Origin of the sequence: Bradyrhizobium mercantei, from assembly GCF_001982635.1 — a bacterium.
Classification (GTDB): domain Bacteria; phylum Pseudomonadota; class Alphaproteobacteria; order Rhizobiales; family Xanthobacteraceae; genus Bradyrhizobium; species Bradyrhizobium mercantei.
Genome location: NZ_MKFI01000003.1, coordinates 682,421 through 702,654, shown reverse-complemented (window position 1 = coordinate 702,654; position 20,234 = coordinate 682,421). Strand labels below are relative to the sequence as shown.

The following is a 20,234-nucleotide window of genomic DNA, read 5'->3' as shown; positions in this document are numbered from 1 at the left end:
CGTTATTCAGCCGCGTCGAGCTGTTGCGGATCATCGCTGCGGGCGTTTTGCGGATCCTCCTCGTCGGCCAGGAATTCTGGCAGCGGGCCCGCTTCACCCTCCTGCCCCACCGACGCAGCACTGGCGTCGAGGAAACGCAGCGGCTCTGGCAACCAGCCCGAGCCATCGAGAAGGCGCTCGGCCTCCTTGGCCATGTCGGCCTTCTTCAGGTGGTCGATCAGTTGCGCGGAAGACTCGCCCTTGGCTTCCCGCACCGCCTCCAGAATGCGAGGCTTGGTGACCCGGCCGAGATAGTTGTCAACGGTCGGTCTCCAGCCAGCCTCCACCATGTCGAGCCCGACGGCGCGCGCCACGACATCGGCCTGGTCGAGCCGTGTGCGAACGCCGTGGGCGGAGACGCGGCCCTGATTGTAGCGGTTTGCCGGCTCATAGACGGCGTTGACTGCAAAAGATGCGCAATGAGCGAACAGGGACGCCTGCGCTGCGCCGTCGAGGGCCGTGAGCGCGTCCCAGAGATCGTTCTCGCTCTTCGGCAACCGTGCTTTCCATGACTCATGTCGCGCCTCGACGGCCTTGGCAGACACGCTTTCCCTTAGGCCTGGGGCTTGAGCGGGAAAGGTTGGCGTGCGCAGCCCGATCTCAAGGCAGCTCCCGGCCGACGCGAACCGGTACAAGGCCGTCAGCACGAAGTTGTGCAGCACCGCCTGGAACGCGATCGCGGGATTTTCCGCCAGCGCATCCCGCAATGCCAGCGTACGGTGCGCCGACAGTTCGATGATGAGCCGATCAGGCAACGGCCTTGCCGGGTCTTCATCATCATCCTCCGGTTCGGTCGATGCGCCGGCGACCGAGATCGCTGTGGGTGTTGCGGAAGCACCGGCCTCCTGCCCTTCAGTCGTCGACGCATCGGTGCCCCGTTCGACATCGAAATCGGCCGCAGGCGCCTCATCCTCAGGCCGAACATAGCCTCGATCGACGGAAAGCCGTCCTTCGGAATCGATGCTGACGAAGACGCCGGCTTGGGCAATCCCGGCGGGATCGTAAGTTTCCGACCGGTTCTCGAACGCGGCCAGCGCCGCCTCGATCTCGCCGAGACGCTGATCGACCTCTTCGGGAAGTTCATCCGCATCCTGATACTCGGATTCAAGCCTAGCCTGCTCGACGTTGAGAGCGTCGATGGCGGCCTGCTCGTCGGCCGTAAGGTCGGCCGGCGTGCCGTCGAGTTCGCGCAAGCCGTTGGTGTGGCCATAAGGGAAATCGACCGCCACCAAGATCCATTTCCATCCCTCGGCAGCAATCGTTTCGGCTTCGGCCTTGAGTTTTTCCGTCACGAGGCGATCGAGCAAAGCGATGTCTTGAAGCCAGCCGCCATCATCGTGCTCGAACAAGTCCCGCAAAACACCGCCGCCTGCCTGCTCGTAAGCATTGAGCCCAATGAATTGCACGCGGCGATCGGACGCTCGCACGGTATTTTCCGTGAGCATTCGACGGATCTGATATGGCTCATCATAGCCGGATCGGCTGACGTTCTCCCAGACCTGCTCCTGTCTGGAGTGGTCGGCTGTGACAGAGAAGGCCATGAGCTGCTCGAGTGTCATGCCGTCTTCGGCATAGACGTCGTGCAGCTTTGGCGACACGGACGCCAGCCGGAGCCGTTGCTTCACGACGCCCGGTGTCACAAAGTGCCGAGCCGCGATATCCTCCTCTGACAAGCCGGCGCCACTCAAGGTCTGGAAGGCTCGGAACTGATCGAGCGGATGAAGCCCCACCCGCTCGTCGTTCTCGGCAAGCGAGTCGTCTTCAGCGATTCCGCCTTCGCGCACGACGCAAGGAACGGCCTGCGTCTTCGCCATGCGCTTCTGCTTCACGAGAAGTTCCAGCGCCCGATAGCGCCGGCCGCCTGCCGGCACCTCGAACATGCCGGTCTCATTGCCTTCGACGTCCACAATCGCCCGCACATTGAGACTTTGCAGAAGCGTACGCTGGGCGATACTTTCAGCGAGTTGCTCGATGGAAACTCCAGCCTTGACGCGCCGGACGTTGGATTGGCTGAGCACCAGCTTGTTGAAGGGAATGTCGCGTGAGGGCGACAGCGTGATCTTTTGGACTGCCTTCGTCATGTCTGATCTCCACGACGGGCGGCCGGGAGCCTCTCTCTCGGCCTCCAACCCGTCGCGAAAAACCACAGCTTCCCTCTCACTCTCTTTTCGACCCGGCCGGCGAAAGCTTCACGCAGCCTCCTGGTCCGCGCTCTCGGTCGTCATGTCGACATCACGTTCCGGCAGGAATCCGAGGAGATAGTCCGCGGCCTTGCTGGCTTGCGAAGCAGCTCGCACAATCGCGCGATTGTCCTCGCGGAGCACTTCAAGCCAGGAGCCAATATAGTCGGCGTGGCGCACCGTCGGCACTATACCGAGCGAAGCGCAACTGAACGCAGCCGAGATCTCGGCGATGAGTTCCTCGAAGGCGTATTTCTTGGTACCGTAGCCGCCGGACAAGTCACGGTTGAGACGTGACGGGTGGCCACTGGCGTGCCCCAACTCATGCAAAGCCGTTCGATGCCAATTGATCGGCTCGAAATAGGCTTGCGGCGGCGGCACCTGCACATAGTCTTCCGCCGGCACGTAGAATGCGCGGTTGCCGCCGATGCGGAAGTTGATACCGGTCGCCTTGATCAGGGATTCGACCTTTGGCTCGATCAGGCCTGGCGGCGGGGGCGGCGCCGTCGTTGCGATCTCCGCAGGCAAGTCGTCGCACTGATCGGTATTAAACACCGTGAAGCGCTTGAGGAACGGGATGGCCTGCGCTTCGTCTCCGGTTTCGCTCGCGCGCCGCTTTTCGTCGACCGGTACAAAGCGATCGGCATAGACCACGGTAGTCCCGCGCTCGCCCTTGCGGACGTGGCCACCGAGCGACAACGCCTGGCGGAAGGTAAGCCAGCTCTGGCCTGTGAATGCGCGTTCGGTGGCAGAACCCCAGAGGATCAGAATGTTGATGCCGCTGTATTGACGGCCGGTCGCGGCGCTTTTCGGCATGGCCAAAGAAGCCTTCGCCGCCTCGGTACCCCAAGGCTGCACCCATGGCACTCGGCCGGCCTCAAGTTCGCTGATGATCTTGTTGGTGATTTCGTCATAAAGGTTCGCCCGGTCTTCACCGGAGCGCGCCCGAGGATAACGTCTGGACATCGCGGTTCTCCACGACGGGCGCCGCGAGCCTCTCTCGCAGCCTGTAACCCGTCACGGCAAAACCCGGGCAGCACTCTTACTCTCGGTCTCTTACGGAAGGATACGACGGCGTGGACGAACGAGAGCCCGGCTTGGCCCTCGCCGCACGCACACAGCGGTGAGAATGAGAGATCTGCGACGCGGGCCGCTTCGGTCCCATTTCTTCATGGGACTTGGCCTTGAGATGCAGGCCGCAGGCCCCGATCAGGCGTGCGCCAATGGCGCATCGCTTCAACGGAAAATGGCACCCGTAGGAGCGTGAGCATAGCGACGCCGAAGGCGGCACGCGGGACCGAGTGCAGTGACGAGACCGGTCAAGAGGGCACCCGGGAACGGGGCAGTGATAGCGACGCCGGCATACTTCATGACGGCGGGACCCTTTCCCGAGTGCCCCCGGCGAGGAACTCCGCAGTCTCTGCGCGAGGGATCGACGCCGGATGGCCGAGACGCAAAGCGGCTCGGTTCACGAGAGCCCGAGTGCGGCGTCAGCCGCACCCGCACAAACACGCAAGTTCAGGGAATCCGGATTTCCTCCCGAGCCTTGGTTTCCGCGTCATAGATTCTAATCTGCAGCCTTGGAAAACGCTTCTTGAGCTCTTCTCCACCCGCCATGGCGCCGTCCCTGGTGGTAAATTCAACTTTCAGCCGGCCATCCACTTCAAGTGCATAACCCGAAGCTGGCAATCTAGGAGTGGCTGCAACCATGTCGTCCCCGTCGTGCAGTGAAGGCAATCGAGAGCAATTTGGTAGCGTGAGTCGCCCCAACCAAGCTAGCGTCACTTCTGGTAGCGACCGGATTGTCCGCCTCCATCCATCAGGGACGCGAGTTTGTGTCATCTGAGCAGGCAGACGGGTTTCCGTTCAAGCGGATGCAGGCGCGATAGAGCCAAGGCTCGACGTGGCTGCCCTTCCAAATCCCGCGGCCGGCTCGCTCGGCGTCGCGCTGAACTGCCCCATATCTGCCTTTCGAGTATTGAGGCCAATCCAGCGCAAGGCCGTTAAGCACTAACCATTTGCCAAGGTCCACCCCACCGACTGAACAGGTCGCGACCGTGCGGCCATATTGGTCGAGGTTGATGGGGACGCAGTGGACGACACGCCGCGCAATGAAGGAATTCAGGTCATTCGCAGCCCGCGCACCGCAACGATACTCTAAACTGTCTTCGCCGCGGCACAGCTGGCTGCTCTCCGGCGCATCGATGCCCCAAAGCCGGACGCGCGTTCCATGTACTTCCAGGGTGTCGCCGTCAATAACGCTGGCCTGCCCGACGAACTGATCGGCCAACGCCATGCTCGAAAGATGGACGAGCATCAATGCCACGGGGATTCGACGCATGCTAAGGACCTTGCAGCAAGCTGACCATCCGGCGAAGACCAGTACTTGTTTTCGCTCCTGTCCTCCGAAGCGCCAGCGGATTGGTCATACAATTAGCGCAGAGATCGTCGGATCGGGATCAAAAGACCGCGGAGGTTCGAGACCGCAAGATCATCCATATCGATATGGATGCCTTCTACGCGTCAGTCGAGCAGCGGGGCAATCCGGACTTGCGCGGCAAACCGGTCGCTGTGTGCGAATCCAAGGAGCGCGGCGTGGTTGCCGCTGCAAGCTACGAGGCGCGCAAGTTCGGGGTTCGGTTGGCAATGGTGGGAACACGTCAGCTTGATCGACCTAGCCGAACGAAGGACCGACTTTGCTCCTCCGCCCGAGGGGCCACGAAGGCGAAGAAGCAAAAGGCTTGATCAGACGTCGTCATCGTCCCCGGCGGCCTCTGCCGTGGCGAGTTGTTGCCGTGTTCCCGCCGGCCTGGGGCAGAAATGCCGGAAGTCGCATGCGATGCAAGTCTCAAGCGAGTCGCATGTCGGCGGCCATGTATTGCGAATGCTTCCTCTGATCTCCTCGTCCCGGACGCGTCCTTCGATTTCCGCGACGATCTGGTCAAACTGCTGCGTGGCGTTGTCGATGCTCTGTTGAGTCACCGGAATGACCCGGATCGCGCGCCTGTACCGGAAGGCGGCGCTCAGGCGGGGTGCTGCGCCCGCCGTCCACGTGTTCAATGCATAGTAGTCCGGGTCGCCGCGGGTCGGAGCGACGTCGGTCTGCCGGTTCTGGATCGCGCTCCTCATCCTTCTGATGTCGTCTGACCCGGGCGCGAGTTCGTTGACGTAGATGAGTATCCCGGCAGCGACCGGATAACCCAACTGCTGCCGTTGGCGCAGCCAGGCGTAGGTCTGGACCTGCCATTCGCCGAGTTGCCAGTAGTCTTCGGCAAGCCCCGGCCGGTGGGACCCCTTGTAGTCGACAATGACTTCGAACATCCCCTGCAAGTCGGGACAGGCCGCTCTCACGGCATCCCGGATGATGTTTCCCTCGCCGACGCTCGCCAACTCGACATTCGTCAGCACATCGATGACTCCGTGAAGCGCATATCGCTCGGATCGGAGCATCGTGCCCGGCGTCGGGCTCGGAAGCGGACGCGTGCCGATCACCTTCTGTTCAGCATCGGCGATCAACGGAAACAGGTGGGGCCCGAGCATGTTGACCGCCGCCTCCGCGCGCCGATATGCCGAGACGCGCGCCCGGCGGCTTCGCGCGCGCTTTCCCTCGTAGGCGAGCGCTTGTTCGATCGGCCATCCGATGACACGAAGGTCGTTCGGCTCAAGACCATCGGGAGGAGGCGCCGGCGCGCCCGTATCCGGAATCGGTGTGGACGGCCAAGGAAATGGATATCGCCCGGGATTCGCCCGCCACATCCCAAAAGCACCTTCCAGAACACCGTGGATGAACTCGCCGTACCACATCTGGACCGGACGGGATGGCGGCAATGCGCTGCCATTGTAGTAGCGGTACTGCATGGCACAGCGTCGGTAGGACAGGAGGTCTCCCGTCAGGCTGTATTCCGGGACGACCCGGTCGGGCGGTTTGATCGGAAGCTCCATGCTCTGCTCAAATCAAAGTAAGAGGAATGTTGTTCGCCATCGACGGAGCGCTGCCGCGCACCGGTCGTCGCCAGTCCCAATCGCTGCCGCGCGTCCAGAAGGTGGCGATGTTCTTGATGGTCGTATTGTAGCGGAGGCAAGGCAGACATCCCACCAGAAGGAGAACGCTTTGCGGCCTGCTGTAGGCCACGTAATACAGGCGGATCAGATCCTCGAAGCTCCGCTGGATGGCGGTCCTTGCCATCCGCAGATTTCCGATCGGCGTGCATCGCGCCAGATCATCCTCCATCTCGGTGACCGACGAGGGCGAATCCGGAAACCTCCGGAAGCGCTGCTTCGGGTGATTGGTTTTGAAGTCGGACGCCACGTCGACGATGACCAACGGATATTCGAGCCCTTTGGCCTGATGGATGGTCATGATGTTCAGCCGGTCGCGTGGGACGCTGGCCATGATGTCCTCGTCCACCTCGACGAGATCGTCGGCGATCGGAGCGATGATGTCGCGGATGGTGGACTCGATGCTGCGTGTCCGGTGCGGCTCATCGATCAAGACGAGCGACCGGTAGGGCGAGAAGGTGGCGGCCTGCGCGGCGGCCCGGGAAACCGCTTCCAGATAGACCTGATGTTCCGGGTCATCCTGGAACGCGGGCATCCAGGGCAGGAAGCTGTAGAGGATGTCTAGCACCGGCCATTCCGTTGCCTCGCGCGTGCCGATCGAAAACCGCTCCTGCCAGCGCTGCATGACGCGACGCAGGCTGTCGCCTCCCTGGATGGCGGCGCGTGGGTTCGTGGCGACGAACGCCCGCGCGGCGCTGCGCCAACGCCGCAGGACGTCCTTCGCGGAATTCGTGATCCGCATCGCTCCGACGATCCTGCCGTCGGGATTTGCTTGGTCGGAGGGGTCGAGCGCCTCGAGGGAGAGGCCCAGTATGCGCTGGACTTCGTCGATGTCCTTCAACGCCCGACCGCGCGGGTTGAAGCAGAACATCCCGCGGCTTTCCAGCTCTCCACGAAGGCGGAACGGCAGCCGCTCCGACGCCGGATTTCCCATGAACGCGCGTCGATACTCGTTGACGGTATGGGCGACGAATACCGCGTCTCCGAGATCGCCGCCATTCGGCGCGGCCCTGATCGCTTCCGCAAGCTGCGCATCGCCGGGCCGGCCACCGCCGCGGAAGACCGCCTGGAGAAGATCGGCCAGATCCGTGGCGAGCGTCGCCGCATCGTCTCGGAACATGCCCAGAACCGGTACATTCTCCGATGGCCTGTTCGCCACGATGCCGGGCTTGGGCGGCTGAATTCTGGCGCCGGCGAAGTCCGGATCGTTTTGAACGAAGGCGTTGAAGAACGCAACGATCTCGGGCGTCGAGCGGTAGTTCTGGATCAGGTAGAGCATGCGAGGCGCGGTGTTCGGAAGAGCCTGCCCTGCACGGGCGCAGAAGTCTCTGAACAATTCGATGGTCGCTCCCCGGAAACGGTACAACGACTGATCATCGTCGCCGACCACCGTGAGCGCCGCCCCCGATCGGGCGGCCAACTCCAGATAGATGCGCTCCTGCAAGGGATTGGTGTCCTGGTATTCGTCGACGAGCATGGCCCGGAGGTTGCCGACCAGGCCGGGCGGAGACGCCCCGCGGATCCGATCCAGAAAGACCCGTTCGAGGGTCGGGAAGTCCATCTGATTGGTCGACTGCAGATAGTCCCTGTACTTTCGATAGATTTCGGCAACCGCACGCCGCGCGTTCAGATCGCGACCGCGCGCCACGTAGCCGCGCTCGTCCACTTCGTCCTGCACGAAACGGTCGACGAGCGTTCTGACCACGCGCGTCATGTCGCCGAGCGTGTTGGGAGCGTCGCCCGAACTGCTATATTTGCCGAGATAATCTTGGAATTCTGTCCCCATGGTCTGGAAGGCGTCGTAGATCTCGCCCCTTCTCGCGAGAATCTGATTAGCGACGAAGGCCTCGACAACGACCGGAGGACGCTCCGCCGGCCCTCTCGCCTCCGATAGCGCCTCTTCGCAGATACTGTCGAGTGTGCCCGTGACGAACCTGTTGATGTCGACATCGCCCAAGAAATCCCGCAGGCTAGCATCGGCACGCGGATCGGACGCGGCGGCCTCGAGAAGCGGGATGCCCCACTCGATCAGCCGCGTGCGGATTTCCTTCGCGGCTTTTCGGGTGAATGTCGTGATCATGATGTTCTCGGGAGAGATCCTGTCGACCACGACGTGTCGAAGCGCCCGCAGCACCAGCACCGTCGTCTTTCCCGATCCGGGACCGGCCACGATCAGCAGCGGAGACGCGCCATCGTCCACGATGCAGGCGCGCTGCTCCTGATTCGGACGCCGCCGCGCTCCCAGAACCCGTGCAATCAGGTCAACGAAATCCCCGACTTCCAAGTGCAATTTCCCCCGATTCTCTCAGGGAGAATATAACCGAATCAATCCGAAGTTGTCCCTTATCCATCAGTCGTTTATGTCCCCGGAAAACTGCGGGAAGAAATGAGAAAATGGCCTCGAAAACTGCAAATGAAATTTGCAGATGGACGCGCCTTGCGCAATTAGCCAGCGGTCAAACTTCGCCTCTAGGAGCCGGGTGTGGACGTCCTGCAGGCCGCGATGTGGGTCTTGTTGGGGTTCTTCCTTCTGGCTGGCGCGAGCGTGATCATCGTCAAATCCTCGATCGCCGGCGCGCCCAAGGCGGCGCCTCCAACCGCACCAGCCGCAATCCCACCGGCGCCTAGTCCGGCTCCAGGCAAGAAACGGTGAACCCGTCGAAGGCCCATATTCATCTGCGCAACCATCCTGGAGGAGACCCGCGAACATCTCCATATGATCCGGGAGCACCCGCGCTGCCTGTGCCGCCGGTCTCTCCAGCAGTTCCTGCTGGACCTTTGTCTCCACGGCCTCCGCAGTGGCTCCTCGCTCCCCCGGGTCCTCCCGGTCCGGCGCAACAGATTTCGCTCTTTGCGCTCCAGCGTCGCGGCGTTTCGAACAGAACTCGCTCCACCAGGATATGGACTCGATGCTTGGCATTCCGTCTGCGACACGCCGGCCGATCAGGTAAGGCTGTCGCCGACGGATCATATTGAAGTCGTCCGCGATGCCGGCTGTGCTACGAGGGCTCAGGGTTACAGTTGAGGTTGCTCTGCTTATGACACCCCACCGGCGACACCCGGTCGAGCTTTGCAGCCCCCTTCTGTCTACTGCTCTCGGTAGACGGGCGGCATTGCAGCCGCCGGTCGAAAATCAGCAAGTTGAGAGAGGACCATCTAACTCATGATCGTCCCCCCACGCCGTCTCGGCGCACCGAGGTCTTCCGAGAATCGCTGGATCAGATCGAAAGCCTTGGATAGGGACGTACCGCCCTTGAAGAGCAATCGGGGCTTGATGCCAGCTTTGTTGTAGAGGGCGTCGAGGGTCCAGCAGACCTAGAAGTCTTTCTCGATGTTCTCGGGTGCGCACGCCAAGCGCTGTCCTGCCTGTTGGAACAGTCCTCGTCGATCCTCGGCACTCGCACGGGTGATCTGCGACAGGTCGTTCATGATCGACTTTCTAAGGGCTGCCTGAAGACTGAGATGGATCGCTGATCTGGGTTTTATCGTCTGGCTTTAGCGCGTCTTTGACGACAGGCACGAGCCAGTCTGGCAGATCACCTAGGTGGTCTTGCAGATCCTTGCGAATTTGGTCGCCGGTATCGCCCTGGTTCAGAATGGACTTCAGGCGCTTCATGATGTTGGCCCCATCTGATGGGAGGACATCGCGCAGCCAGATGAGAGCTTGTACGACTTGAGCGGCGGGTCGGTCGGCCCACAAAAGGCGGCTTGGTGCGACTTGCTTGAAGTCGATAACCATTTGATCGAGCTTTATCGGTTTCACGCGAGCGTCCGTCCATACGACGACGTTCGCCGGTACGGCGTTGGTGAGGCCCAAATTATTGGCTGCGGTTATTCCGTCGACCAAGACCTTGGCGCCATCCCGTCTGGCGACCGCTTGGATCACTGACCTGTAGTCTGGTGGTGAGACCTTCTTCGTGAGTTGGTTCTTGCGCGGAAGATCGTAAAGACCCTGATCGATGCGACGTATTCGGTTGTCGTGCCGGAGGCGGTGAAGGGCAACGTCGATCGCCGACCGCGTTCCGGTGTCCGCGAAATCGCGTGCGGTCCACACTTTGGTGGACTGTTCGCTTTGGCTCATCCGGTCGTAGATGCGATTTGCAACGCTGGCCATCGGGGCCCTCCTTCCGTAAGAAATATGCAATTTAATTCTTACATGTCGATAGCGTGCAAGAAAAATACGGTAAATTTCTTACACGCGTAAGAAAAAGGCAGCAAATTTCTTACGAAAGGCAAAAGTACATACGTTGCAAATACTTATACAGTTCCAACCGTTCAAAAACATTTCAGAGATGGAATCAAAGCGCACGGAACACACTATTTCCCTGAATTCACGGGCAGTCGTGGAATTCGGTCTCCCGCCAAGATGGGGAACGCGTGGTTCGCCGATCGGCGCAAGGGAGGTGGATGGGCCGAGGAACGATTTAAGTAATGGCAGAAGACCGTTCGGACATATAGGTCGTCAGCACGTCAAAGTAGTCGGCATGGAAAAGGAAATCGAAGCAGGGCCGTTTAGTCGCTCTTGCCTGTCTTGTCCTTGTTCGGAGCGAAGGCCTTGATCGCCTCCCAAACACTTTGCCCAGACATTGCGGCTATCGTAACCGGAAAGGTCATCATTGGCGGAACACCCGTGTAATAACTGAGCGTCCCCGAGATTACACCGGCGAGACCGAGTTCAGCGATGACGCGCCCGGACCTATTGCCGTGTTCAACAAACCAATCAACAAAACCTTCGCACATTGCCCTAGCCGTGCGCACAACCTTTCTTAATAAGGCCGTCTGCTCAGACGCGTCCGCCACCTCTCTGGCTTCCCCAACGGACGACGCAAGGTCCTCGAATCCACTCTGAAGCCTTTGTAGAGCATCTCTAACCTCGTGGTATCCTTCAAGGGCACCGGGCTCATTGGGAATCTTTGCAGCTAAAGTCTCTAATTCCCGCTCTATCGACTTAGCTGCGAAACGAGCGGCCTCCTCGAACATCCGCGGATTGCTCTTGATTTGTAGAGCCACCGCCTCGACTGCCGGATTTGGTACGACCTCTGCCGCCGCTGCAATTTCAAGTTGGCTACGGATCGTGCCCACCTCAGCGTCCGAACGCTCCGCACTTGTCGAACTAGACGCCAATGGCCTGATTGTGCCCGCCGCGCCCACAGCTTTCACGCCTTGTAATCTTGGTTCGCCTCCTGTGGCCCCATTCTCATCGACCAGTTCTTGAATGCGCGTGTTCAAGATGCGGGGCTCTTGGTTCCAAAGCTCGTCGGGGATCAAAGCGCGGGCGATTTCGAGCGGCTCCCGTATCACATGCCCAAATAGTCGAGCCTCGTACCAGAGCGACCAAACATGCCAACCTTCGTTCTCTGCGATAAGCGAATTTTTTAGTTCTTCCCACGGCTCTCGCACCCACTCGGGCGGCCGACTAGGCCAAAGCTTCGAAGTGGCTATCGTTACGGAGCTGTACCTCTCTCGGAGCAGATTTGCGTCAGTCACAATAGCGTTCAACATGCTATCGAAGGCCAGTTGTCCTCTCTCCCCCGCCATATCTAAAGCATAGCTGATACAGGTTGTCGCTCGTGCCGGAGCATCGATATTCGAAGCCAGCAGAGTAGCTATTGCATACGCTGCGGCACGTTCGGGCGGTGGGGCCTGAACATCTCCAAGCCTTGACACCGCTTTTCTCGCGGCACTAGCTAAGACATCTCGCCGTCCCGGGAACGCTGATACGGCCCAAGCAGCAGCAACCGCTCGAAAGACACGTAAGATCACCCTGCGTCTCGTCAATCGGCTTCCGCTTGAGCCTCGGGCTAACGAAAGGCCTGGCACTGCTCTCAGCGCCGCACGTGCCGCGATCACCATCGCGACTTCAATGGGCTGCCCGTGTAGCCATCGCTCACGCTCGTCAGCATTGCTGAGGTCGATGTCGGAACCCGCGATGCCGACTTGAAAGGGCACCTCGATCCCCAAGCTCGGTGTTTGATCGCCTTCAGCAGCCATATTCATCCTCGCTGGCTGAATCGCCTTGGTACTGTATCGGCGCGCCTACCCCTTTGCGCCACGGCGGCTAGGGTGAGCTGGTCTGTCTTATAGCGCTCGCTCAAGCTCTTCATTCTGATCACCCGGGCACGAGGACGGTCAGCCCGATTCGCCGCAGTAGGGCTCCCTCACTTATCAACCGTCGTGACGAGCTATGCAAAACGGAATCGCAGGGATTCGAAAAGAGACGTCGTACAAATCCTAATTGGTCCTTTAATTCGACACCGGGCCCTATTTCCCCGCCTTGCCCGGCCCCGGCTTCACTCAGCGAGCTTAAAGGGAGCCACCGCCGCCAGACTTACGGCAGCAGCGTTACGACGAGAAGTCTACCGTTGAGGACCACATCGGTTGTCATTAGTGTCCCCATTGACCGCAGGGGATGATGCGGTACATTTTAGCAGTGGCTTTCCTCTACGCCACAGCAACAGCTTCATTTGCGGAAGAAGCCTATTTGCTTACAGCGCAAGCCTTCGGCACGTGCCTGGGTACGCAGATGCGTTTCCGATACGATCCTCCTGAGCGCATCGCAGAAGTCATCAAGCAGAAGTGCGGTAACCCTTGCGCATCCATGGGCCTAAAGGGTAACGGCGAAGAGCTTGAGACTAGGAATCTTGAGTCCGCGACGCGATAAAGTTTCTGCGGCGAGTGAATGCCGAGAAACGCGATCGTCCACCGTTGGATCGTGACGACCGTGCGATCTGACTACAGAATCCAGCCCGGAACGCTACTTGTTCCGCATTCTGCCGTTCGCGTCTGGCACGCCGTGCTTGCCTGGGTGGATCGCCACCATTCGCCCGTCAGGCCCCTGCAATCCGTGACAGCCCTTCGGAATTGCCACCATCCGTCCGTCTCGTCCTTGAAGACCGTGACCACCGGCTGGGATGGCGGCCATCCGTCCATCGCGCCCTTGTAGACCGTGATAACCTTTCGGGATCGCCACCATCCGACCATCCCGACCCTGTAAACCGTGCCCACCCTGAGGGATGGCAGCCATCCGCCCGTCGCGCCCCTGTAGACCGTGATAACCTTTCGGAATCGCCACCATGTGCCCGTCGTTGCCCTGTAGCCCGTGGCCCCCGTCCGGAATGGTGACCGAGACCCCGTCGCGCCCTTTCAACTTATGCGGCATAAAACCTCCAACAACTTAAAGGGTTATATCTAGCTATGCTCGCGTCGAATGCTAGTGGGCGAACCGATTATTGCTTGTCGGCTTTAATCTCGCTAGGCGGTTTCCGGCCTGGCGAATGATAAGCCCCCTGCTGCACCGAGCCTGACGGGTCAAGGCCACGGAACGCCCGCAGGGCTTGGCCTTGAGGCTGCCGGGTTGGTGTGGCCAGTAGGCCGAAGCAAAGCGAAGGTCGGCGGAAATGCAGCCGCAAGAGCACCAACATGGCGCCGCGAAACGGGATGCGGGACCGACTGCAACGACGAGGCCAGGCTGGAACGGCACCCGGCGGATGCATCAGTGATAGCGGTGCCGCAGGCAGATGCTTGACCGAGTGTCTCCGGCGAGAAGTTCAACAGCGCTCGCGTGAGGGATTGTTGCCCGAATGGGCGGAGACGAATAACGGCTCCGGGCACAGCCTAAAGCCCGGCCTGTTCGGCGCGCCATTCCCCTAGGCGCCATCCCCTTGCCGACGTTGGTCGTAGTCGTGAACGTAATGACCGGCCTGGATCTGCCTCTGCGCCAGCTTAAAGCACCACTGCGGCGGCGCGAGGCTGCGGGCCCGTGCCTTCTCAAGGCGGCCAATCAGTTGATTGGTGATGGCCTCAAACTCGGGGTAGGGCTTCTGCGAATGGACAAGCGCCGCTTGACGGAAGCCATCCCTGATGTTCGTGAACTCGCCCGACATCAACTCGTAGTCCTTGATAGTGTCATCGAGGCGGGAAGCTTTGTAGGTCGGCGGTATCACCGTTGCCAGCAGCGTGAACACCGCAGCCCAGACGGAGGACTGCTCAAGCACCTTCCAGGTCGCCAGCGCACCGAAAACCACGGGCGCCGCAAGGCAGAAGGTCCTCATCCACCGAAGCCCGCGCAGCCAGATGATGAAGCTAGTCGCCGTGTAGGAGCAGTTCTCCTCTTGCCGCCGGCATTCGTCAATCAAGGCCTGCGCAGGGTCGGTCATGACACCAACACCGGCGCCGCCGCGCCGAAAATCTTCTGCCAATCCTGACCGGCAGGGGCCTCGTAGTTGCCGTACTCGTTGTCCGCCGCACTGACAGCGTTCTTGTAGGCCGTCTGCGCTCGGCTGAGCCAGGCGTCGCCGAGGGGCACCGCTTCGAAGGTGCCCGGCATGAACAGCGTGGTGTTGGCACGACCGATGATGAAGCCGAGGAAGTCGCGCACCATCCAGTCGTAGTAGAAGAGCGAATGATGGCGATAACTCCAGCTCCGGAGGAATTCGACCGCCAGCCTCTCGATCTGGAACGACTTCAGCGGCACGTTGCACTCGCGCTGCCACTGCTTCATCAACCTCGCCAATGGCAGCACGTTGGCATTGCAGGTCAGATCGGCGGTGCGCAGGTCAGCCACCTCGGCCTCGGCCGTGGAGGTCTTGTAACTGCCGCCGTCATTCGTATCGCAGTAGATGATGCTGCCGTCAGTGCAGCGGAACCCCACCGCCACCTCGACCGGCATCGTGTTGAACGGCAGGAGGACCACCTGCCCGTCGGCACGCAAGGTCGCAGTCTGACTGTAGGTCGTGCGCAGGACTTCTTTGACCTCCTGCAGCAGGGCCGATTGGCGATTGCCAGCGCGGGACTGATACTGACGGTAGACGCTGGGAGGCAGCAGAAAGAGGATGTCGACGTCGCGCGAGGGCCGAACGCGTGTGTCCTTGCCCCATGACCCGATGAGCAAGCTATTCGCAGTATCCGACGCGACGTTCCAGTAGTGGCGGTTCAGCGCAGACCGCACGCCGGCATGTTTCTTCTCGCCGTCCTCGCGCTGCGCGGTGGTGATGGCGATGTTGTTCAAGATCCGCTGAAACCGACGGACCACATAAAACCAGAGGTGCGGCGGAATGGATGGCGGCGTGAGGAACGGCGTCAGGGCATTGACGTGACTGGTCGGTGCCGGCAAGCCGAACGGGCCGTTGAGCCCTGAGCCGAAGATACCGGCGTTGGCGGACTGCTCCGACGCGCCGTAGAGGCTTCCAAGCGGCGAAGACGAAGCCGTACTAAGGCTCAGCAGAACATTGAACGGGTTGTCGGTCGGCAACGGCATGCGATCGCCTTCGGGTTAAATTCGGCAAAAGATGGTGATTGCCTATAGCTGCCGCAAGCCGACCCAGGGCATCGCGTCCAGAATCAAACGAGGCAAACCGTGCAATTTCCAATTGACTCGGCAACGCTGGGGCTTCGCGGCTGGCGAGTCGGCGTCCGAATCGTGCCGACGGCATCGGGTCGCCAGGATGTCCATGGCCGCGAAGAGGTGTGGAGCGCAGCGCATGAGCTCCACCGGCCGCTGGGAGGCGCAGCCCTAAGCGGCCGGTGGATGGGCGCGGGAAGGCCCCCTTCTCACTGCCGGCACGCCGGCAGCAGCGGCACCTCCCAAGCTCGGTGCCAATTTCTAAAAGCGCAGAAATCTGCCGCAAACGTCTCTTTCTTCGCGCGTGTCAGTCGCCACAGGAACGAGTGCTGACGAGCGCCCAAGAGCGCGCGAACGGTCTTGAACGGGACTGTTCCGGTAAGTGGTGTAACTGCAAATGCGACTAGCCGCAATCACGCCGGTGAGCAAGCTGCCGAAGAACAATCCGGCCAAGGCGCCGGCGCCCAGCAAGCCCATCCAGGTCGCCGACAAGTGCAGCTGAGTCGCCGCGATCGCAACAGCGATCCCGATAATGCCGAGTTCAAAGCCGTCGGCAAACCGTCCTCTACAGGCGCCAAACCCGGCGTGAAGATGGAACTGTCGCAGGGGAGCATCTTCAAACCGAATCCCCGAGCCCTCTTGGACCTCGCTCATCGCTTCCTCCCAGAATTTTGATTTTTCTCTTTCAGAAAAGCATCACCCGACGCGCCTGGCGGCTCAACGGCGGCTCGGCGCATGGCCGAGCGCACGTCTTCCTGACGCAGCAATCCGCGCTCGACAGCGACATCGAGAAATGATCGATGCTCAGCCAGTGCCGCGCGTACGATCGTGGCGACGGGCTCATAGCCGAGTTCGGACACTAGCGCAGTCGCCAGCGCACTCGACCCCAGCAGGTTCTGCCAGGATCGCTCTTCGTTTGCCGTCAGCCGCGCACGCACCGTTCGAGGAAGATCGTCGCCGAACGCTGGAGGAGAGTGATCGAATCGATCAGGCGATCGCAGATCAGTAGTTCGTAATGGTTGATCTCCAGCATTCCCTGCTGGCACGCCATTGCGATCGCAGCATCGTTCCCGCAGATGGCAAATGCAGCTTGGCAAACCGCCATAGGAATAACGGGATTGACCTTGCCAGGCATTATCGAGGACCCGGCCTGAACGGCCGGTAACGCGATTTCTCCGATACCGCCGCCTGGACCTGACGAGAGCACAATGAGGTCATTGGCGATCTTCCAGAGAGAATTTGCGGAATTTCGCAGCTCGGCTGACAGACGGGCGCACGTGTCGAGGTTCGGCATTCCGTCGAACGCATCGGGCGTCGGTCTGACCTCATGGCCGACCAGAACCGATAGGTGGCGGAAGACCGCCTGTTTGTACCCGGTCTCGAATTCAGTCCTGTTCCAACCGCGGTTCCTCCGAGCGGGACTGTCAACAGTTTACGGCGCAGATCCTCCAAATGTTTGGCATGGCGTTCTATGAGGGCTGATACCCCCGAAGGTCTGACCGAGCAGCATTGGCACGGCATCCTGCAAACATGTCCGCCCAAGGCGAAGTGTTTCGGAGTACTCCTTCTTCTTTTCCGAGAAGCCGTCCGCCAATTGCGTCAAGGCAAGGGAAGCCCCCTCCAGCGCACGAAAGACAGCAAGCTTCATGGCCGTGGGGACCACGTCATTGGTCGATTGACCGAGATTGACGTGCTCATTTGGATGGACGAACGCGTAGTCACCCGCCGGCTTGCCGGCCAGCCTCGCAGCCAAATTTGCGACCACCTCATTGACGTTCATGTTTCATGAGGTGCCACCCGATCCTTCGAGAACGTCGACAACAAGATGAGCATCGTGCTTTCCGGCAAGAATCTCCTGGCAAGCTTTGATGATGGCTTCTGCTCGGTCCGCCGAGAGCGCGCCTATCTCCCGATTGGCACGCGCCGCCGCTTCCTTGACCATCGCCATTGCCGCGGCAAATCCGGGCAGTGTCGCGATCGTGCGGCCGGTTAGCGGAAAGTTCTCTAAAGCCCGAACGGTATTGATGCCGTAGAGCGCGTCCACAGGCAGTTCTCGTTGGCCGAGACTGTCTTTCTCGATCCGTGTCTGACTCATGACGACGCAACTTTCGATTTGCTATTTGGGTGATTTGCGCGAACTCAATTCGCGCCGTCAGAGTAAGCAGATCAAAAAGGAAGATTAATCGACTTATCAATGAATTAGTCAAATTTAAGCACTGTATAAGCTACGCTTATCTTCTTGCAGCACATTCCCGTGAGCCGGCTGATCAGCATTTGGCGAACCGTACTGATGAGGCATGGAGCGGATGGTCCTCTCCGTCGCGAGGCGAGCGCATGATCAGTTGCGTCGATAAGAAGGCGAAGGACAGTAACGCCACGGTCTCGTCGGGTCTGCTCGAGCAGACCATCGACGTCTACGTCATTCAGGTGGCGCTCGGTCGCGCCAGGCGGACATTAAGGCCACACCGCCTCAGAGATCATCAGCCCCGCGGAGCACATCGCTCAGGTTTAAGGCAAGCCGGCTGGTATCTTGTCCGCCTACGGCTTCCACAAATGACCACGGACCGCACGAGCTTCGGACCAAAAAGAATCCATCCGTTTTGTTTTCAATCATATCCAATTTTGCGATCGATGTTTAAGCGACCTGCCCCTTTTGGACTGCATGCAACATCTTGCTGTTATGACGCGTGCGAAGACGAGAGGCGTTTTTCATCATGCACCACAGTGTGCAAACCAACCTGAAATAGATCCTGCTTTGTTCAAATTTGTTGAAGCGCTTGCAATCGCCGACGCGAGGCGCGATCATCTCTTCGAGAATGAGCGGCTGATGAAAACTCATATTGACGCCGCCAGCGAGAAGCGCATCAGCGGTGGTGTTCAAAATGAAGCCAGCAGCAATTTATGCTCGGTTCTCGACCGAGCTTCAAAACGAAAAGTCGACTGAAGATCAGATTGCTCTGTGTAGGGCCTATGCGGCCCGTCATCAACTCAACGTCGTTGCAACCTTCGAGGACAAGGCCCGTTCTGGGGCGTCTGTATTCGGCCGCGATGGTTTGATGCAGCTGATGGATGCGGCGCGCCAACAGCGCTTCACGGTTGTCATTGTGGAAGCTTTGGATCGGCTTTCTCGTGACATGGAAGACCTGGCCGGCATCCACAAAAGATTATCTTTCCAGGGCATCGAAATCCAAGCCGTTCATGACGGCACCGCAGACTCGATCTTGATTGGAATTCGCGGCCTCGTTGGACAGATGCAGCGCGAAGATGGAGCGAAGAAGGTCCGTCGCGGCATGGCCGGCGTAATACGTGACGGTCGACACGCGGGGGGATGTGCCTACGGATATCGAGCTGTTCCCGGTAAAGCCGGTGAACTCGAAATAGTCGAAGACGAAGCTGCGATCGTCCGACGTATTTTTACGGCATACGCCGCCGGACGAACGCCACGGGAAATCGCACACGATCTCAACCGAGAAAACGTTCGCCCACCGAGGGGCCGGCGATGGAACGCGTCGACGATCAACGGTAACGCCCAACGTGGAGCTGGGCTCATCTTCAACGAACTTTATGTTGGTCGGATTGTCTGGAACAAAGTCCGGATGGTGAAGGACCCTGATACCGGCAAACGACTATCTCGACCGAACCCTCGCGATGATTGGCAGAGCATCGAGGCGCCTCAGCTACGGATCGTCGAACAGCTCGTTTGGGAGCAAGCTCGCGCTCTGAAAACCGAGAAGAGCCACTTGGCCAGCCACGTGAAGCGACGGGCTCCGCATCTCCTCTCCGGTCTCCTTCGCTGCGGTTGTTGCGGATCGGGGATGTCCGTTCATGACCGCGACAAGACCGGAAAGACCAGGATTCGCTGTTCAGTGGTCCGAGAGAGCGGGAGTTGTTCGAATCGAAGGGTCATCTACCTGCGCGACATCGAAAGACTCGTGCTCAGCGGCATGGCGGAAGAACTGAAAGACCCGCAGCTGATCGAGACTTATGTACGGAACTACAACAGTGAACGGGAGCGGCTTGCCGGGGACGCGGTCGCAGTGCGCGCGCGACTGGAGGCGAAGCGTGACCGGATCGAAGGCGAGCGGCAACGCAACATTGACCTCGTGATCAAGTACGTAATTTCCGAGAAGGACGCCAAGCAACGGATTGCGGAACTGGAGGAAGAACGATTGCGCGTCGAAGCCGAACTGGCCGCACTCGAAGAAGCTCCAGTCCCCGTCGCGCTCCATCCGGCGACCCTGGACCGCTACATCAGCACGGTCAACGCACTTGCGGAGACAATGGCCAGCCACACTGAGGCGAAGGACGACCGCGGTTCCCTGATCGACGACTTTCGGGCGCTTGTTCACAGCGTCACGGTACATCCGAAGGGATCACGGGAAAGGTTCGAGGTCGAAGTGAAAGGCAAGCTCGCCGCACTAATCGGCGGGGACGCTTTTCCGCAGGCCCACCGCGATAGTGGGTCATACATGGTAGCGGGAGACCGCTACAGCGCGAAACCCACTTTTGAGGATAGTGGGTCACGCATGGTAGCGGGGGAGGGACTCGAACCCCCGACCCCAGGATTATGATTCCCGTGCTCTAACCAGCTGAGCTACCCCGCCATGGGTTCGCGA

Annotated in this window: 14 protein-coding genes, 1 tRNA gene and 3 pseudogenes; 3 read left to right on the top strand and 15 right to left on the bottom strand. The window is 60.2% G+C overall.

All coding sequences use genetic code 11. The features are described from left to right. Positions 1 to 2 precede the first annotated feature (2 nt). From BI327_RS16915 to BI327_RS16900, 4 genes are all read right to left on the bottom strand, one after another. On the bottom strand, positions 3 to 2,120 hold the full coding sequence (locus tag BI327_RS16915) for a ParB/RepB/Spo0J family partition protein (protein WP_076861767.1): 2,118 nt from the start codon (positions 2,118 to 2,120) through the stop codon (positions 3 to 5). A gap of 108 nt (positions 2,121 to 2,228) precedes the next feature. Continuing rightward, positions 2,229 to 3,185 (bottom strand): ArdC family protein, encoded by a 957-nt coding sequence (locus BI327_RS16910; RefSeq protein ID WP_076861766.1) that lies wholly within the window; start codon positions 3,183 to 3,185, stop codon positions 2,229 to 2,231. A 552-nt stretch (positions 3,186 to 3,737) separates the two neighbouring features. Beyond that, positions 3,738 to 3,929, bottom strand: a complete 192-nt coding sequence (locus BI327_RS16905) for a hypothetical protein (RefSeq protein WP_076862188.1) — start codon at positions 3,927 to 3,929, stop codon at positions 3,738 to 3,740. 109 nt (positions 3,930 to 4,038) lie between these two features. Next, complete coding sequence (locus BI327_RS16900) at positions 4,039 to 4,536, bottom strand: thermonuclease family protein (protein WP_245334862.1); 498 nt, start codon at positions 4,534 to 4,536, stop codon at positions 4,039 to 4,041. A gap of 110 nt (positions 4,537 to 4,646) precedes the next feature. Here BI327_RS16900 and BI327_RS43760 point away from each other — a divergent pair. Next, positions 4,647 to 4,919 (top strand): annotated as a pseudogene (locus BI327_RS43760) (Y-family DNA polymerase); the annotation flags it as partial. Between the two features lie 45 nt (positions 4,920 to 4,964). Here BI327_RS43760 and BI327_RS16890 read toward each other — a convergent pair. From BI327_RS16890 to BI327_RS41090, 10 genes and pseudogenes are all read right to left on the bottom strand, one after another. After that, positions 4,965 to 6,161 carry a PD-(D/E)XK nuclease family protein gene (locus BI327_RS16890; protein WP_076861762.1) on the bottom strand — a complete coding sequence of 399 codons (1,197 nt, stop codon included), beginning with the start codon at positions 6,159 to 6,161 and terminating at the stop codon, positions 4,965 to 4,967. 7 nt (positions 6,162 to 6,168) lie between these two features. Continuing rightward, on the bottom strand, positions 6,169 to 8,562 hold the full coding sequence (locus BI327_RS16885) for a UvrD-helicase domain-containing protein (RefSeq protein WP_076861760.1): 2,394 nt from the start codon (positions 8,560 to 8,562) through the stop codon (positions 6,169 to 6,171). Between the two features lie 911 nt (positions 8,563 to 9,473). Then, positions 9,474 to 9,707 (bottom strand): annotated as a pseudogene (locus BI327_RS16875) (nucleotidyl transferase AbiEii/AbiGii toxin family protein); the annotation flags it as partial. A gap of 10 nt (positions 9,708 to 9,717) precedes the next feature. Next, complete coding sequence (locus BI327_RS16870; RefSeq protein WP_076861756.1) at positions 9,718 to 10,392, bottom strand: DUF6088 family protein; 675 nt, start codon at positions 10,390 to 10,392, stop codon at positions 9,718 to 9,720. 398 nt (positions 10,393 to 10,790) lie between these two features. After that, the gene (locus tag BI327_RS16865) at positions 10,791 to 11,507 is read right to left on the bottom strand and encodes a hypothetical protein (protein WP_143271617.1); all 717 of its coding nucleotides are present in this window, start codon (positions 11,505 to 11,507) and stop codon (positions 10,791 to 10,793) included. Between the two features lie 2,417 nt (positions 11,508 to 13,924). Further along, positions 13,925 to 14,434, bottom strand: a complete 510-nt coding sequence (locus BI327_RS16855) for a hypothetical protein (protein WP_076861751.1) — start codon at positions 14,432 to 14,434, stop codon at positions 13,925 to 13,927. Next, a complete protein-coding gene (locus BI327_RS16850; RefSeq protein WP_083742102.1) occupies positions 14,431 to 15,534 on the bottom strand; it encodes an SMODS domain-containing nucleotidyltransferase in 1,104 nt (367 codons plus the stop codon). The genes BI327_RS16855 and BI327_RS16850 overlap by 4 nt, the downstream gene beginning before the upstream one ends. A 345-nt stretch (positions 15,535 to 15,879) precedes the next feature. Next, positions 15,880 to 16,272: a hypothetical protein gene (locus BI327_RS16845; protein WP_076861749.1), complete on the bottom strand. Its 393-nt coding sequence runs from the start codon at positions 16,270 to 16,272 to the stop codon at positions 15,880 to 15,882. Then, positions 16,269 to 16,478, bottom strand: coding sequence for a hypothetical protein (locus BI327_RS43170; protein WP_245334836.1), 210 nt, complete (start codon positions 16,476 to 16,478; stop codon positions 16,269 to 16,271). Before BI327_RS43170 ends, BI327_RS16845 begins: the two co-directional genes overlap by 4 nt. Positions 16,479 to 16,540: 62 nt before the next feature. Further along, positions 16,541 to 17,713: pseudogene (locus tag BI327_RS41090) on the bottom strand (lyase family protein). Between the two features lie 567 nt (positions 17,714 to 18,280). Between BI327_RS41090 and BI327_RS41700 the strand changes: the two are divergent. After that, positions 18,281 to 18,562, top strand: a complete 282-nt coding sequence (locus BI327_RS41700) for a hypothetical protein (protein ID WP_143271616.1) — start codon at positions 18,281 to 18,283, stop codon at positions 18,560 to 18,562. Further along, on the top strand, positions 18,501 to 20,189 hold the full coding sequence (locus BI327_RS16815; RefSeq protein WP_076862186.1) for a recombinase family protein: 1,689 nt from the start codon (positions 18,501 to 18,503) through the stop codon (positions 20,187 to 20,189). The genes BI327_RS41700 and BI327_RS16815 overlap by 62 nt, the downstream gene beginning before the upstream one ends. Here BI327_RS16815 and BI327_RS16810 read toward each other — a convergent pair. Further along, positions 20,146 to 20,222: transfer RNA gene (locus BI327_RS16810), tRNA-Met, on the bottom strand. The two genes, BI327_RS16815 and BI327_RS16810, sit on opposite strands and share 44 nt — an antisense overlap. Positions 20,223 to 20,234 lie beyond the last annotated feature (12 nt).